Below are 16923 nucleotides of genomic sequence, written 5' to 3' on the forward strand. Positions count from 1 at the left end.
TTCCGCAAGAGCGTATAATATAACTAAATGCATGAACAAAAAGATTGGAACACGCCGTGTTCCTTCTTTTTTAACCAAATGGCCTTTAGAAATCGGTGATTTAAAGTGGAGGGTTTGCAATTGGAACAGCCTGTATTTAAACGTGTTGTCTTAAAGGTCAGCGGAGAGTCTTTAGCCGGACAGAACGGCTACGGTATAGATGCCGAAACCATTACCTCCATCGCAGAGCAGGTTAAGGAAGTTGTTGAGCTTGGCGTGGAAGTTGCGATTGTGTGTGGAGGCGGAAACATCTGGCGGGGGATTGCAGGCAGTGCTAAAGGAATTGACCGTGCCACTGCGGACTACATGGGGATGCTGGCTACTCTGATGAACTCGCTTGCCCTGCAGGACGCACTCGAACAGATTGATGTGCCAACCAGAGTTCAGACGTCTATCGCAATGCAGCAGATTGCTGAACCTTATATTCGCCGGCGGGCAATCCGCCATCTTGAAAAGGGACGTGTCGTCATCTTTGCGGCAGGTACGGGTAACCCGTTCTTCTCCACCGATACGACCGCGGCTCTTCGTGCAGCAGAGATTGAAGCTGAAGTGATTCTTATGGCTAAGAACAAAGTAGACGGTGTCTACTCTGCTGATCCATTTGTAGATCCGACTGCCGAGAAATTCGAGCAGCTGACTTATATGGAAGTGCTCAGCAAGAATCTGGGAGTTATGGATTCCACCGCTTCTTCGCTGTGCATGGACAACAACATTCCACTTATCGTATTCGCGATAACGGAGCAAGGAAACATTAAACGTGTCGTTCTTGGTGAGAGAATCGGCACAATCGTTAAAGGGAGTGTAGACTAATGCCACAATCGGTTAAGAAAAATGCCGAAGAACGCATGGAAAAAGCCATTCAATCTTTGAAAAGAGATCTGCTTACGCTTCGTGCAGGCCGTGCGACTCCGTCCCTGCTGGACCGGATTCACGTGGACTACTACGGTGCGTCTACCCCGCTTAATCAATTAGCGAATATTAATACACCGGATTCCCGCACACTGCTGATTCAGCCTTGGGACAAATCCTCCCTGGCGGATATCGAACGTGCGATTCAGAAGTCGGATTTGGGATTAACGCCTGCCAATGACGGGTCAACCATCCGTTTGTCGATTCCTCCTCTGACAGAGGAGCGCCGTGTAGAGCTCGTGAAGACAACCAAGAAATATGGCGAAGAAGCGAAGGTTGCAATCCGCAATATCCGCAGAGACGCCAACGACGATATCAAAAAGATGGAGAAGACGGACATCTCTGAAGATGAATCCCGCCGCCACCAGGATGATATCCAAAAAACGACAGATAAATTTATCGCGGAAGTCGACAAAGTGCTCGCTGCGAAAGAAAAAGAGATTATGGAAGTTTAAGAGACGTGAGCGGCCCCTCCTTTTATGGTGGGGTTTGTCTCTTTTTCATCACCGCTTGGAGGAAAAGGAATGATCAAAGTATTTCAATCCTTGTGGAATAAAAAACAAGAGAAAACTCTTCCGAGCTTGTCCAAGGACAATGTTCCAAGTCATGTTGCCATCATTATGGATGGCAATGGGCGTTGGGCTAACCGCCGCGGTCTGCCGCGGATTGTCGGGCACCAGACCGGAATGAAGGCCGTTAAGCGTGCGGCGATCGCTGCGGACGAGATCGGTGTTAAATATTTGACGATGTATGCCTTCTCAACAGAGAATTGGAAACGTCCCAAGGACGAAGTGGACTTCCTGATGCGTCTGCCTGAGGAGTTCCTGGCGATTGAGCTCGAAGAGCTGATTGAGAAGAACGTGCGTATCCATATGATGGGGCATCCGGAGGATCTTCCTACTCATACGATTGCCGCGATGGAGGAAGCGATCAGCCGTACCCGGAACAATACGGGGCTGGTGCTTAATTTCGCGCTTAACTATGGAAGCCGCCGTGAGCTCAAGGAGGCCTTGAGGGAAGCCGCGGAGGATATCGCTGCCGGAAGGCTGTCACCCGAGGCGTTCACGGAAGAATGGATTGATTCCCATCTGCAGACATCAGGAATCCCTGACCCGGATCTTCTGATTCGTACGGGCGGTGAACTCAGGCTTAGCAACTTCATGTTATGGCAGCTGGCTTATAGTGAGCTGTGGTTCACAGATATCTATTGGCCGGAGTTCGGGCGCGATCACTTCTATCAAGCGGTTGCGGAATATCAGAGACGAACACGCCGGTATGGGGGACTATCTTAAGCGGACGGAGGTGGACATCAGTGAAGCAGCGCATCATTACCGGTTTAGTCGCAGCAGTTCTTTTCTTAGGACCTTGTTTGGCAGGTGGATTATGGTTTCATGGTTTGGTTCTAATTATGTCGGTCATTGGATATTATGAATTTGTCCGCATGACCAAGACATCACCTTGGAGCGGGGCGGGTCTTTTAGGCTTCATCGGTGTCATTTTACTTGTCTTCCCGTGGAAGCTGCTGGGCAGCCCTTTCGTTCCTGATACGCTTCAGCTGATATGGCCGCTCATGCTGTTATTTCTGTTTGTCACGGTGGTGTCGAAGAATCAAATTAATATTAACCAGGCTGCACTGCTATTCTTAGGCGCGGTGTACATTGGCATCGGATTTTCTTACATCGCGGAGTCACGGAATACACCGGACGGACACGGCCTGTTCTGGACCTTTTTGCTCTTGTTCTCAATCTGGGCGAGCGACGCGGGAGCGTATTTCACAGGCCGGAGATGGGGACGCAATAAATTATGGCCGGCCATTAGCCCGAACAAAACCGTGGAAGGCGCATTGGGCGGTGTGCTGATTGCCATCGTTGTTGCGGTTCTGTTCGCCCTCTTCTCAGGCGGGCTTCTTTCTATCGGACTAGCCGTACTGCTTGGAGCTTCTTGCGCAGTGATCGGCCAGATGGGCGATTTAGTTCAGTCTGCTTACAAAAGAGTGTATGGTATCAAGGATTCCGGCACACTGCTGCCGGGACATGGCGGTATATTAGACCGGTGCGACAGCTGGATCACCGTATTTCCTTTTGTACATATATTGATGCTTCTTCCTTTTTACTAAGGAACAGAGATGAATGACAAGAGATGAGAGGGTAAGTGATGAAAAAACTGGCGGTCATCGGTTCAACCGGTTCGATAGGAACACAAACACTGGATGTGGTTTCAGCCCGTCCTGAGCATTTTCAGATTGAAGGGCTTGCTGCAGGCTCCAACCTAAAGCTGTTTCTGGAGCAGGTGAAGCAGTTCAAGCCTAAAATAGCTTCTGTGGGAAGCAAAGCGCTAGCAGATGAAATTAAACCTTTCCTGCCTGCTGGGGTACAGCTGTGTTATGGCCCCGAAGGGCTTGTTGAAGTGGCGGCCGGGACGGATGCCGATACGGTAATTACTGCTGTAATGGGCAGTGCAGGTCTTCCAGCAACGCTGGCAGCGATAGCTGAAGGCAAGACGATTGGTCTTGCCAACAAGGAGACGCTTGTTACTGCTGGTCATATCGTGACCTCGCTGGCCAAGGAGAAAGGAGTTCCACTGCTTCCGATCGATAGCGAGCACTCGGCTGTTTTCCAGTGCCTAAATGGGGAGAATAGATCCGATGTTGCTCAAATTACATTGACGGCTTCCGGCGGCTCGTTTCGCGACTTAACTCGTGAACAGCTGGCCGACGTGACGGTAGAGGATGCGCTTAAGCACCCGAATTGGTCGATGGGAGCCAAGATCACTATTGATTCCGCCACCATGGTGAATAAGGGGCTGGAAGTCATTGAAGCTCATTGGCTGTTTGACGTGCCTTACGAGCAGATCGGCGTTTTGCTTCATCCGGAAAGTATTATTCACTCCTACGTGGAGTTTCAAGACAGCAGTATCATTGCACAGCTGGGCAATCCGGATATGCGGGTACCCATTCAATACGCACTGACTTATCCAGACCGCTGGACTTCTCCTTCACGAAGATTGTCACTTGCCGAGGTTGGCAGCTTGCATTTCCATGAGATGGACTTCGTCCGCTTTCCGTGTTTAAGACTTGCCTTTGAATGTGGTAAAATAGGTGGTACCGCAACTTGTGTGTTCAATGCGGCCAATGAAGTCGCCGTTGCACGATTTTTGAGCAGGGAAATTCCGTTCCTGAAGATTGAATCCATCCTGGAAGAGACGGTATCCCGGCATGTTCCGGTGATGAATCCGGATTTGGATGAGATTCGTGAAGCGGACAGTTGGGCACGGGATATGGCTGCCCGCTTGTAAGCAGCTGCGCAGCGGGCTGGTAGTAGAGCGCGTGTACACTCTGATCCGGAAATAGTATGAATCAAGACAGGAAGACGAGGCTATCATACACGGCGACCTGTTAACCAAAGGAGGATGCGCTCGATTGGAAATGCTGCAAATTATAATTTTAACGGTGCTGATGTTCTTTCTCATCGTGACCGTTCATGAATGGGGACACTACTATTTCGCAAAACGCGCCGGAATTCTGGTGAGGGAATTTGCTATAGGCTTCGGTCCTAAGCTGTTCTCTTACAAAAAGGACGAGACTCAATTCACCCTCCGGCTGCTGCCTTTCGGTGGATATGCCCGGATGGCTGGAGAAGATCCAGAGCTGGTTGCCGTGCAGCCCGGTCAGACTGTGGCTTTGCGGCTGGTCGATAAAGCTGTAACCAAGATCTATCTGGACCGGCTGGATAACCGTAAGAATGTTATTCGCGGAGAGGTTCAGTCCGCCGATCTGGAAGATAAGCTAAACGTGGTGCTGGATGTGGACGGAGAGAGTCAATCTTACAATGTTCACCCGAAAGCGGTCCTCGTGGCCAAAAATAAGGATACGCAGATCGCCCCGCGTGACCGGCAGTATGGTAGCAAGACGGTGGGGCAGCGGGCCTTGTCCATTTTTGCAGGCCCTTTGATGAACTTTATTCTTGCTTTTGTGTTGTTTGCGCTGCACACCCAAATGGCTGGGATTCAAATTGAGAACCCGTCCTATCTGGAGATCGGCGAGGTGACCAAAGGCATGCCTGCGGATGAAGCCCATCTGCAGAAAGGCGATATCATCGACACGATTAACGGGGTTAAGGTGGGTGCCGACCGTGACAATATGATCAAGCTGATTTCGGAGTCCAAGGATAAGCCCATGAACTGGACGGTAATCCGGGAAGGGAAACCGCTTGAGGTTACCCTCACTCCAAGGTCAATGGCTGGCCAGGAAGGCGGCAAGGTAGGGGTAAGCCCGGTATTTCCGACCCGGAGTGCTGGGTTTGGAGAGACGTTTACAACAGCAGGCAAGGACATGGTAAATACAACGGATATGATTTTCCTTGGGTTCAAGCAGCTGATTAATAAATTTTCCATGAACGATCTTGGCGGTCCGGTCCGCACCTTTGAATTAACAGGACAGATCGCGAAGCAGGGCATTGAACAGCTTACGTATTGGGCGGCGATCCTGAGCTTGTACTTGGGGATTTTCAATCTCTTGCCGATTCCTGCACTTGATGGAAGCCGTCTGGTATTCTTGGGGGTTGAAGCTCTAAGAGGCAAGCCGGTGGACCCCAACCGGGAAGGCATGGTGCATTTTATAGGCTTTGCAATGCTGTTCCTGCTTATGATTGCGGTGACGTACAATGATATTTTACGTCTGATTAATGGATAGATAGATAATTTAGGGTTATTAACGGGAGGACAACGTTTCTTATGGCGAATGAAGATAAGCAGTTTGTGACTGAAATTACACCTCAGCAGGAGGATTTCTCCCGCTGGTATATTGACGTAATTAAGAAAGCCGATCTGATGGATTATTCACCGGTCCGTGGCTGTATCGTATTCAAGCCGGACGGGTATGAGATTTGGGAGCATATTCAGGATGAGCTTGACCGGCGCTTCAAGGAGACCGGACACCGCAATGCCTACTTCCCATTGTTCATCCCGGAAAGCTTCTTCCAGAAGGAGAAGGAGCATGTGGAAGGCTTTAACCCCGAGCTGCCTTGGGTGACTGAAGCGGCAGGCGAGAAGCTGGAGGAGCGCCTTGCGGTTCGCCCGACTTCCGAAACCATGATCGGACATATGTACGAAAGATGGATTCAGTCATACCGTGATCTTCCGGTCCTGATCAACCAATGGGCGAACGTTGTCCGCTGGGAGAAGCGGACCCTGCCTTTCCTTCGCACAAGTGAATTCCTGTGGCAGGAAGGCCATACGGCACATGAGAACGAACAGGAAGCCCGTGAAGAAACGATGAAGATCCTGGAAATTTACCGCGACTTTGTGGAGAATTATCTCGCGATACCTGTAATCGTGGGACAGAAGACTCCTTCCGAGAAATTCGCCGGTGCGGTCGATACGTTCTCGATTGAGGCGATGATGAAGGATGGACGTGCCGTTCAAGCAGGCACATCGCATTACCTTGGAACGAATTTTGCCAAGGCTTTTGAAATTAAATATTTGAATCGTGAGAATGTGCAAGAGTATGTGCACACCACTTCTTGGGGCGTAAGCACACGCCTGATCGGTTCACTGATTATGGTGCACGGGGATGACCGGGGGCTTGCTCTTCCTCCGAAGGTGGCTCCGAAGCAGGTGATGATCATTCCGATTGGACCTCCTAAAACCCGTGATCAAGTGGTGGGAAGAGCCGATGAGCTGTTCAGCGAGCTGAAGAAGGCCGGTATTCGCGTCGGCATAGATGACCGTGCGGATGTGCGTCCAGGCTGGAAGTTCAACGAGTATGAAATGCGCGGCGTACCCGTGCGTCTTGAGATAGGACCACGGGATATGGAGAACGGCGTATGTGTTCTCGTCTCCCGGATCAGCGGAGAGAAGAAAGTGATTCAGCAGGAGAATCTGGTCCAAGAGGTTGAGGCGATGCTGGATCAGGTTCACCGTGAAATGTATGAACGGGCCAAGACGTTCCGTGAAGAGCATTTCTATTCCGTGGACACTCTCGATGAGATGAAGGCGAACATTGAAGAGCAGCGCGGATTCACTTTGGCTGGCTGGTGCGGATCTGAGGCCTGTGAGGATACAGTCAAGAAGGAGACGGGAGCTACAAGCCGGAACATCCCATTTGAATCACAGGTGAAGAAGCATACTTGTCTGGTGTGCGGGGAGAAAGCCGAGCATACCGTAGTATTCGCCAGAGCCTACTAAGCTGGCTGCTCTGTGAAGCGGGCAGACCGCTAAGAGCAAAGATCGCATCACATATACGCCAAAAAAGGAGGCTTCCGGCAGTAGGTTGATAGGGCATCATAGGCCCGCAACTCTCCGTCTGGAAGCCCTTTTTATTCATTTTTTATAGAGGCAAAAGGGTGAAATGGTTCTTGAGAAGCGGAGCGTCCGCTTTTGTCTCTGAAATGCCCCTCTGGATATCTAGTTCAAGCATTTCGGAGACAACAGGGGTCGTAAGAACACTCGGCATCGCAGCGCTTCTAAAAGAGTAACCTTCATAAGTTCATTTATATAGATCAAGAAATCCGTGCACAACAGTGACATTAAAGAACGTTTCACCTAGATGCCTTCATCCGTACAATCATTTTTCAAATTAATATAAGAAGGCAGTATGAAGGGGAGGGGAATATGAGCCAAGCGGGAGACAAAAGAACACGGTTTGAGCTCTTGATGAAGCAGACGGAGATTCCGGGCGCTTTAATTGATGCCCATTTCCTGGATGGTGTAATTGAGCAGGTTGAAGTAAGCCGGAGCAACCGGGCTTGGAAAATTGTAATCCATAAGGAAACCCTGGTACCTGGCCAGGTATACCGTACATTTTGCCTGCAAGTGCAGGAGAAGATGCAGCATATTTCCAAGATATCGTTTGAGTTCCGGTACGCGGGGTCAGTCACGAGCAATCAGATTGTCTCCGAGTACTGGAAATTGTTTCTCGAATGGGTGCAGCGTGAAGTGCCGTCGGTCAATGGCTGGATGTCCAGAGCCACCTTCGAGGTAGAGCAGGATCTGGTTGTCATCTCTATGACTGATGCCACCTCGCTCGAGCTGGCCAAGAAGAAGGGAATTGACCGTGCGGTGGTGACGTTCTTTGAAACGTATTTTGCCCTGCCGCTTAGAGTGAAGCTTCAGACTGCAGAAGGTCCAAATGAGGCGTTTGAAGAGTTCCAGCAGCGGATTGTCGAGGAGGAACGGGAAGTCATCCAGCAGATGATGACCAGCATGGAGCCGGAACCCGAGGAAGTCGACGAGAGCGGCGAAGTGGTCAAGCTGCAGGTAGGTTATGAGATCAAGGAACAGCCGGTACCGCTTAAAGATATTCAGGATGAAGAGAAGAAGATCACAATCCAAGGCACAATCTTTGGTCTGGACAGTAAAGAGTTGCGGAACGGAAGCACGTTGTTCACTTTCTACCTTACTGATTTCAGCGACTCGCTTCAGATGAAGATGTTTGCGAAGACCAAGGAAGACTTGAAGATTATGAGCCTGCTTGCGAACGGCAAATGGGTGAAGGCACGCGGCCGGGTTGAATATGACCGGTTCATGCAGGTTCCCGAACTGGTCATGATCCCTTCAGATCTGAGCGAGGTTAATGCGCCTCCTGGACGCAAAGACAATGCGGCGGAGAAGCGGGTGGAGTTCCATCTGCACACCACGATGAGCACGATGGATGCCGTTACACCGATTGACCAATATGTGAAAATGGCTGCCAAATGGGGCCATAAAGCGATTGCGGTCACGGACCATGGCGGCGTTCAGTGTTATCCGGACGCGGCCAAAGCGGCCAAGAAGAATGGCATCAAGATGATTTACGGGCTGGAAGCAAACGTGGTGAATGATAATGTGGCCGTTGTGCTGGAGCCGCGTCCGATTGAGCTTAAGACAGCTACTTACATTGTGTTTGACATCGAGACCACAGGTCTATCCGTAACACAGAACAATATCATTGAGATTGCTGCGGTAAAGATGGTGGAAGGCAAGGAAATCGGCAGATATGCGACGTTTGTGAATCCGCATGAGCGAATCCCTTACAATATCCAGCAGCTGACGAATATCAATGATGAAATGGTGAAGGACGCTCCTGATGTGGAGCCGGTACTGAAGGAGTTCATAGAGTTCGCCGGCGATGGGGTGCTCGTAGCCCATAATGCCAGATTTGACGTGGGCTTTGTGAATGCTAAGCTGAAAGACCTCGGCATGGAGCCAATGCAAAATTCTGTGCTCGATACATTGGAGCTGGCCAGACTGCTGTATCCGACACTTAAAAATCACAGGCTGAATACGTTGGCTGCTAAATATAAAGTTTCGCTTGAGAATCATCACCGGGCGATTGATGATACCGTAGCCCTTGCAGAGATCCTGGTTGGTCTGCTTGAGGATGCGGCCAAAATCCAGGGAATCACGATGCTTGACCGCTTGAATGATCATGTCGGCAAGGACTTGTCCAACGTCCGTCCGTTCCACTGCAGCATCTACGCGCTGAACATGACAGGCAAGAAGAACCTGTTCAAGCTGGTCTCCATGTCCCATACCGAGTATTTCAAGCGGGTTCCTTGCATTCCGAAATCCAAGCTGGTGGAAATGAGAGAGGGCCTGTTGATCATCTCCGGCTGTGAGAAGGGCGAGTTCTTTGAAGCCGTGCTGAATAAGTCGGTGGAAGAGGCTGAGGAGGTTGCCCAGTTCTATGACGTGCTGGAAATTCAGCCGATCACGATGTATATGCACTTGGTAGAGAAGGGACTGGTCGGCAGTACAGCCGAGCTGGAAACCGCCATCCGCAAGGTTTGCGAGATTGGACGTAAGCTTAATAAACCAGTCATCGCTACCGGCAACGTGCATTATCTTGAGCCTCGGGACAAGCTGTATAGGGACATTACGATTCACGGTATCACCGGCTTTAGTCCGCTGAAGGATATCCGCAAGCCAGATGCCCACCTGCGGACCACGGAAGAGATGCTGAAGGAATTTGAATTCCTGGGCGAGGATAAAGCCTACGAGGTCGTGGTTAAGAACACATCGGAGCTTGCAGATTCCTTTGAAGAGCTTGAATTGTTCCCTTCCAAGCTGTTTACTCCGATTATTGAAGGGGCGGATGAAGAAATCCGTCAGACTTGCTATGACACAGCAAAATCTTTATATGGGGAGGATCTGCCCGAAGTTGTAGTGGCCCGGCTGGAGAAAGAGCTGGAGCCGATTATCAAATACGGGTTCTCCGCCAACTATCTGATCTCCGAACGTCTGGTCAAAAAATCGAATCAGGACGGCTATCTAGTCGGTTCCCGGGGATCTGTCGGCTCCTCGGTAGTGGCGACTTTCCTGGGTATTTCGGAGGTTAATCCTCTGCCTGCACATTATCTATGTCTTAATAAGGAGTGCAAATACAGTGAATGGTTCCTGGACGGAAGCATTCCGAGTGGATTCGACCTTCCCGATAAGCCTTGTCCGAAATGTGGGGAGAAGCTGAAGGGAGAGGGCCAGGACATTCCGTTTGAGACTTTCCTGGGCTTTAAAGGGGATAAGGTGCCCGATATCGATTTGAACTTCTCGGGTGAATATCAGCCTCATGCCCACAATTACACCAAAGAGCTGTTTGGGGAGAAAAGTGTGTTCCGGGCGGGGACCATCGGTACGGTGGCGGAGAAGACCGCTTTTGGATTTGCCAAGAAGTACGAGGAGGAACATGGCAAGAAATGGCGGGGAGCTGAACTCAACCGGCTCGCATCGGGCTGTACCGGGGTTAAGCGGAGTACGGGGCAGCACCCCGGTGGTATTGTTGTTGTACCGGATTATATGGAAGTCGACGATATCACGCCTGTCCAGTATCCGGCGGACGATACGTCCTCGGATTGGAAGACCACTCATTTTGATTATCATGCCTTTGATGCGAACCTGCTTAAGCTCGATATTCTGGGACACGATGATCCGACAATGATGCGGATGCTGCAGGATTTGACGGGTGTGGACCCAACCACGATTCCGATGAATGATCCGAAGGTGATGAGCATGTTCAACTCGACGGAGGCGCTCGGTGTGACCCCGCAGCAGATTCGTACGCCGGTAGCCACTTACGGGGTTCCGGAAATGGGAACCAAATTCGTACGTCAGATGCTGGTGGAGTCACAGCCTTCGTCCTTTGCCGATTTGCTTCAGATTTCTGGACTCTCCCACGGGACCGGGGTATGGCTCGGAAATGCCCAGGAGCTGATCAAGAACAATACCTGCAACATCAAAACCGTTATTGGATGTCGTGACGATATTATGCTCTATCTGATCTATAAAGCAGGTATGGACGCGAGTCTGGCCTTCAAAATTACGGAAAGCGTGCGTAAAGGGAAGGGGCTTCCGCCCGAGTGGATTGATGAGATGAAGAAATGCAAGGTGCCTCAGTGGTACATTGATTCCTGTCTCAAAATCCAGTACATGTTCCCGAAAGCCCATGCGGCCGCCTATGTTATTTCGGCTGTACGCACGGCTTACTTCAAGCTGTATCACCCTATTGAATTTTATGCCACATATTTCTCAGTCCGTGTCGCGGACTTTGAACTTGAGCTGATGTGTCAAGGGTATGAGGCGATTTACCGGAGAATCGAGGAGATCGAGCAGAAGGGGTTCCAGGCGCTGCCGAAGGAGAAGAATATGCTCCCGATGCTGGAAATGGCTTTGGAGATGACTGCACGTGGCTTCCGGTTCAAGAATATCGACTTATACCGTTCAGATGCGCTTAAGTTTATCGTGGATGGGGATTCCTTGATTCCGCCGTTCTCCGCCCTGGCGGGGATTGGGGATAATGCGGCGCGCAACATCGCTGCTGCCAAGGAGCAGGGGGAGTTCCTGTCTATTGAGGACTTCCAACAGAAATCCAAAGCGAGTAAGACGGTAGTTGAGCTGCTCAGCCAAATGGGCTGTTTCCGCGGATTGCCTGAAAGCAACCAGCTTTCCCTCTTTTAGGAAGAAATATCTGTGTAGGGTCGCGGCTCAGACTGGAGCCTAAATGCGTACAAGCTCATGTGCCGCAAGGACTTTGGGCGGGTACAGTCAGGGTATCTTACTTGTCAGTGTTATCCGACTATGTTATAATTTTTTTGGTAATCATGAAGATAGAACCGTTGTGTAAAGAGTGGGGAAACCCACTCTTTACTCTTTGGTATATAGGAATGAAGTTTCTCTTGGAGGTATGAACGCTTGAGCACACCTAAAATCAAAGCGCATGTTGAACAATTGGTACAGCCTTTTCTGGAGGATAACGGCTTTGAATTGGTAGACATTGAATACGTGAAGGAAGGCAGCAACTGGTTCCTGCGTGTATTCGTCGATAAGGAAGGCGGCATCGATATTGATGACTGCGGCCGCATCAGTGAGTATCTCAGTGAGCAGCTTGATGCGAATGACCCGATTCCGACGGCTTATTTCCTGGAAGTGTCTTCTCCTGGAGCGGAACGCCCACTGAAGAAGCCTGAAGACGTGGCTAAAGCTGTTGGCAAAGATGTATTTGTGACTACATACGAGCCGATTGATGGTCAGAAGGAATTTGAAGGCAAGCTTCTTTCTTTTGAGAACGAGGAGCTGGTTGTGCAGTCGGGTAAGAAACAGACCGCCATTCCGTATTCGAAGGTTGCCAGTGCGAGACTGGCTATTATTTTCTAGAACAAATAGATGGGTGAATTATTGAAAGGGGGAGCTTGAGGCAAATGAGTATGGATTTTATCGAAGCTATGAATGAATTGGAAAGAGAGAAAGGAATCAGTAAAGACATTTTGTTTGAAGCCATTGAAGCTGCACTGATCTCCAGTTATAAACGCAACTTCAATACAGCACAGAATGTTCGTGTGGACATGAACCGTCACACCGGCGCAATCAAAGTGTTCGCCCGCAAGCTGATTGTGGATGAGGTGCTTGACCTGCGGACGGAGATTTCTCTCCAAGCCGCGCGTGAGATCAACCCGCATTTCCAGCTGGATGACATTGCGGAGATTGAGGTGACTCCCCGTGACTTCGGGCGCATTGCGGCTCAAACGGCGAAGCAGGTGGTAACCCAGCGGATTCGTGAGGCGGAACGCGGCCTCATTTATAACGCTTTTGTAGATAAGGAAGAAGATATTGTAACTGGAATTGTGCAGCGCCAGGATGCACGCAACATTTATGTGGACCTCGGCAAGGTTGAAGCGCACCTTCCGCTGAACGAGCTGATGCCTAATGAGAAGTTCAAGCACGGCGACCGTATCAAAGCTTTTATCACCAAAGTGGAGAACACTACAAAAGGGCCGCAAATTCTGCTCTCTCGTACACATCCGGGGCTGCTGAAGCGGTTATTTGAATTGGAAGTTCCTGAAATTTTTGACGGGGTTGTTGAAATTCGTTCAGTTGCCCGTGAAGCTGGCTTCCGCTCCAAAATTGCCGTATATTCCCGTAATCCTGAGGTGGATCCGGTCGGTTCCTGTGTTGGACCGAAGGGGCTTCGCGTTCAGACGATTGTGAACGAGCTGCGTGGGGAGAAAATTGATATTGTCCGTTATTCGGAGGATGTGCAGGAGTATGTAGCTAACGCGCTAAGCCCATCCAAAGTGCTTGAGGTTGAGGTGTTTGAAAGCGAGAAGATGGCCCGCGTGATAGTGCCTGATTATCAATTGTCGCTGGCGATCGGTATCAAAGGCCAGAACGCGCGTCTTGCGGCCAAACTGACCGGCTGGAAGATCGATATCAAGAGCGAGAGCCAGGCGGAGCAGGAATTTGGCAGACCTAAAACCGCAGCGGAAGAGCTGCCGCAAGATTCAGTTTCCATAGATTAACGCAAAGGCGGGGACATACAGATGAAGCCAAGAAAAGTACCGCTTCGTAAATGCGTCGCCTGCCAGCAGATGATGCCTAAGAAGCAGTTGATCCGCGTAGTAAGAACGCCTGAAGACGAGGTTCTGATTGATTTGTCCGGCAAAAAATCAGGCCGCGGTGCCTATCTCTGCGGCAAGGTGTCCTGCTTCAAGCTGGCGCATAAGAACCGCGCGCTTGACCGGGCGCTGAAGGCTCCGGTCAAGCCTGAAATTTATGAACAGCTCGCCCGTGATTTCGTTGCAGTGGAAGAGGAATTCACCGCAATGGCAAATCAGGACGGCGGTGACGATGAGTAAAGTATTCTCCCAGCTCGGATTGGCCATGCGGGCAGGGAAACTCGTTACCGGAGACGAGATCGTATTAAAGGCCATTCGTTCTTCCGAAGCTAAACTAGTCATTCTTGCCGGGGATGCGTCCCTGAACACACAGAAGAAATTTCGCGACAAATGCGGGACATATAAAGTTCCTTTAATCATCGGATTTAAACGGGATCAGCTGGGTACAAGCATAGGCAAACCGGAGAGGATTGTGCTGGCTTTGACGGATCAGGGTTTCGCAGCGATGATTCGAAAAACAGTGAGTAATTTGTCGGAGGTGGAGTATATTGAGTAAACAAGATAACAAGGATAAGCTCAGAGTATACGAATATGCTAAATCACTAAATATGAGCAGCAAAGAAATTATTACCATTCTTAAACGTTTGGACATTCCGGTCAATAATCACATGAGTGTGATGGAGAATGACGCGGTTTCCCGGGTGGAGAAATTCTTTAAGGATATCAAGACGAATGCGGCGGTCAAAAAGGAAGGTTCCGATTCCAGGGTTGCTCAGGCCAAATCGCCGGCCCCGGTCTCCGCAGGAGGAGACCCTAAGCCGAACACCCAGATTAGAGAACAAGGTGGACAGCGTTCCGAACAAGCTGTTCAGAGAAATGAAGATTCAAACAAAAATCAACAGGAAAAGCAGGTACGCATGAATAATAATAAATCCCAAAATCAATCGAATAGAAGTGCACAAGCGACTCAAGTCCGCAATAATCCGTCTTCAGGCGGAAGAGAACAGAACCAAGGACGTCCCCAGCAAGGAAACGGTGGACGCAATCAAACTTCTGCCAGCGGTCAAAGCCGTCCACAGGGCGGAGGACAGCATGCTGCGAGCACACCGCGCCCTCAGCAGAACCAGAACCGCAGTTCCCAGCCGCAGGCGAGAACCGCATCTTCAGGCAGTGATAACTACTCCTCGAACCGTGGTCAGGGTCAAGGTCAGGGGCAGAAGAGAAACAACAATAACGGCAGACCTGGACAAAAGCGGTTTGACGATAACAAACCAGGCGGTTATAAGAATAACCGCGGCGGGAAGAATAACCGTGGCAGAGGGCCTCAGCAGCCTGAACGCCGTGAGAAAATCGATAATACTCCGAAGAAGATTATCGTTCGTGGTGAGATGACGGTTGGGGAAACCGCCAAGCTTCTTCATAAGGACGCTTCCGAGGTCATTAAGAAGCTGATTTCCCTTGGAGTAATGGCTACGATCAACCAGGAACTTGATCTGGATACGATCCAGCTGCTGGCCGGGGATTATGGAGTAGAAGTCGAAATCAAGATCCACGTGGAAGACGACCGCTTTGAGAATGTCGAGGAGACGGATGATGAGGCGGATCTGAAAGAACGTCCACCAGTCGTTACCATCATGGGTCACGTCGACCACGGTAAAACGACCTTGCTTGATGCGATCCGTTCCACGAATGTAACTGGCGGCGAAGCCGGGGGGATTACCCAGCATATTGGTGCTTATCAGGTCGAGATCAATAACAAAAAAATCACCTTCCTTGATACACCGGGTCACGAAGCGTTTACAACGATGCGTGCCCGTGGTGCCCAGGTTACGGATATCACAATCATTGTTGTAGCTGCGGATGACGGCGTTATGCCACAGACGGTTGAGGCGATCAGCCATGCCAAAGCGGCTGGTGTTCCAATCATCGTGGCTGTCAACAAGATCGATAAGCCGGAAGCCGATCCAGACCGCGTCAAGCAAGAGCTGACCAACTATGAGCTCGTGCCTGAGGAATGGGGCGGTGACACGATCTTCGTGAACGTATCCGCCAAGCAAAGAATCGGCCTGGAAGGACTGCTTGAGATGATCCTTCTGGTAGCCGAAGTCAATGAGTACAAAGCGAACCCGGACAAACGCGCACGCGGCACAGTTATTGAGGCTGAGCTTGACAAGGGCCGCGGCCCGGTTGCCCGCGTACTTGTCCAGCACGGTACACTGAAAGTCGGCGATGCTTTCGTGGCAGGTAACTACTTTGGCCGTGTCCGCGCTATGGTTAATGACAAAGGACGCCGTCTGAAAGAGGCTGGTCCATCAACTCCGGTTGAAATAACAGGTCTGACGGAGGTTCCGCTAGCCGGTGATCCGCTGATGGTGTTTGAGGATGAGCGTAAAGCCCGTTCTATCGCAGACAAACGTGCGATTACCCAGCGTCAATCCGAGATGGGAGCGAACTCCCGCGTAACCCTTGATGATCTGTTCAAGCATATCAAGGAAGGCGAAATCAAAGACCTGAACGTTATTATCAAAGGTGACGTGCAGGGCTCTGTTGAAGCCCTTAAAGGCTCCCTTCAGAAGATTGAGGTTGAAGGAGTCCGGGTTAAGATTCTTCACAGCAGTGTAGGTGCGATCACCGAGTCGGATATTATCCTCGCGGCCGCTTCCAATGCGATTGTGATCGGCTTCAACGTCCGTCCAGAGCCGCGTGCTAAATCCGTGGCTGATGAAGAGAAGGTTGATATTCGCTTGCACCGGGTAATTTATAATGCAATCGAGGAGATCGAGCAGGCCATGAAGGGAATGCTGGATCCGGTTTATAAAGAGAGTGTGATCGGCCACGCTGAGGTCAGAAACACGTTCAAGATCAGCAAAGTGGGTACGATTGCCGGCTGTATGGTAACCTCCGGCAAAATCACGCGTTCGGCTGAAGTGCGCCTGATTCGTGAGGGTATCGTTGTATTTGAAGGCAAGATCGACTCCTTGAAGCGTTTTAAAGACGATGCCAAAGAAGTGGCCCAAGGTTATGAGTGCGGGATCACAATTGAGGGTTATAATGACCTCAAAGAAGGCGACGTTATTGAAGCCTTCGTGATGGAGACAGTAGAACCGAAGTAAGT

At 50.5% G+C, this 16923-nt stretch carries 13 protein-coding genes; all 13 read left to right on the forward strand.

Features of this window, described 5'->3' with window-relative positions; all coding sequences use genetic code 11:
- The first annotated feature begins 120 nt into the window (after window positions 1–120).
- The 13 genes from pyrH to infB all read left to right on the forward strand — a co-directional run bounded on the left by pyrH (window position 121) and on the right by infB (window position 16921).
- Window positions 121–849 carry a UMP kinase gene (gene pyrH / locus KJS63_RS08740; RefSeq protein ID WP_068619280.1) on the forward strand — a complete coding sequence of 243 codons (729 nt, stop codon included), beginning with the start codon at window positions 121–123 and terminating at the stop codon, window positions 847–849.
- Entirely contained in the window at window positions 849–1403 is a 555-nt protein-coding gene (gene frr / locus KJS63_RS08745) for a ribosome recycling factor (protein WP_068619278.1), read from the forward strand. The genes pyrH and frr overlap by 1 nt, the downstream gene beginning before the upstream one ends.
- Before the next feature lie 69 nt (window positions 1404–1472).
- Window positions 1473–2240, forward strand: a complete 768-nt coding sequence (locus tag KJS63_RS08750) for an undecaprenyl pyrophosphate synthase (RefSeq protein WP_213618761.1) — start codon at window positions 1473–1475, stop codon at window positions 2238–2240.
- A gap of 20 nt (window positions 2241–2260) precedes the next feature.
- On the forward strand, window positions 2261–3064 hold the full coding sequence (locus tag KJS63_RS08755) for a phosphatidate cytidylyltransferase (RefSeq protein WP_213618762.1): 804 nt from the start codon (window positions 2261–2263) through the stop codon (window positions 3062–3064).
- Between the two features lie 38 nt (window positions 3065–3102).
- Complete coding sequence (locus KJS63_RS08760; protein ID WP_213618763.1) at window positions 3103–4242, forward strand: 1-deoxy-D-xylulose-5-phosphate reductoisomerase; 1140 nt, start codon at window positions 3103–3105, stop codon at window positions 4240–4242.
- 124 nt (window positions 4243–4366) lie between these two features.
- The gene (gene rseP, locus KJS63_RS08765) at window positions 4367–5638 is read left to right on the forward strand and encodes an RIP metalloprotease RseP (protein ID WP_213618764.1); all 1272 of its coding nucleotides are present in this window, start codon (window positions 4367–4369) and stop codon (window positions 5636–5638) included.
- Window positions 5639–5679: 41 nt separating this feature from the next.
- Window positions 5680–7131, forward strand: coding sequence for a proline--tRNA ligase (proS, locus tag KJS63_RS08770; protein ID WP_213618765.1), 1452 nt, complete (start codon window positions 5680–5682; stop codon window positions 7129–7131).
- Window positions 7132–7557: 426 nt separating this feature from the next.
- Entirely contained in the window at window positions 7558–11874 is a 4317-nt protein-coding gene (locus KJS63_RS08775; protein WP_213618766.1) for a PolC-type DNA polymerase III, read from the forward strand.
- Window positions 11875–12108: 234 nt separating this feature from the next.
- Window positions 12109–12570 carry a ribosome maturation factor RimP gene (rimP, locus tag KJS63_RS08780; protein WP_068619264.1) on the forward strand — a complete coding sequence of 154 codons (462 nt, stop codon included), beginning with the start codon at window positions 12109–12111 and terminating at the stop codon, window positions 12568–12570.
- Window positions 12571–12614: 44 nt separating this feature from the next.
- Entirely contained in the window at window positions 12615–13712 is a 1098-nt protein-coding gene (nusA, locus tag KJS63_RS08785; protein WP_213618767.1) for a transcription termination factor NusA, read from the forward strand.
- A gap of 21 nt (window positions 13713–13733) precedes the next feature.
- Window positions 13734–14048: an RNase P modulator RnpM gene (rnpM, locus tag KJS63_RS08790; protein ID WP_213618768.1), complete on the forward strand. Its 315-nt coding sequence runs from the start codon at window positions 13734–13736 to the stop codon at window positions 14046–14048.
- Window positions 14041–14364, forward strand: a complete 324-nt coding sequence (locus KJS63_RS08795; protein ID WP_068619256.1) for a L7Ae/L30e/S12e/Gadd45 family ribosomal protein — start codon at window positions 14041–14043, stop codon at window positions 14362–14364. The genes rnpM and KJS63_RS08795 overlap by 8 nt, the downstream gene beginning before the upstream one ends.
- Complete coding sequence (gene infB / locus KJS63_RS08800; RefSeq protein ID WP_213618769.1) at window positions 14357–16921, forward strand: translation initiation factor IF-2; 2565 nt, start codon at window positions 14357–14359, stop codon at window positions 16919–16921. Before KJS63_RS08795 ends, infB begins: the two co-directional genes overlap by 8 nt.
- Window positions 16922–16923: the final 2 nt, after the last annotated feature.

Origin of the sequence: Paenibacillus sp. J22TS3, from assembly GCF_018403205.1 — a bacterium.
GTDB lineage: Bacteria > Bacillota > Bacilli > Paenibacillales > Paenibacillaceae > Fontibacillus > Fontibacillus tuaregi.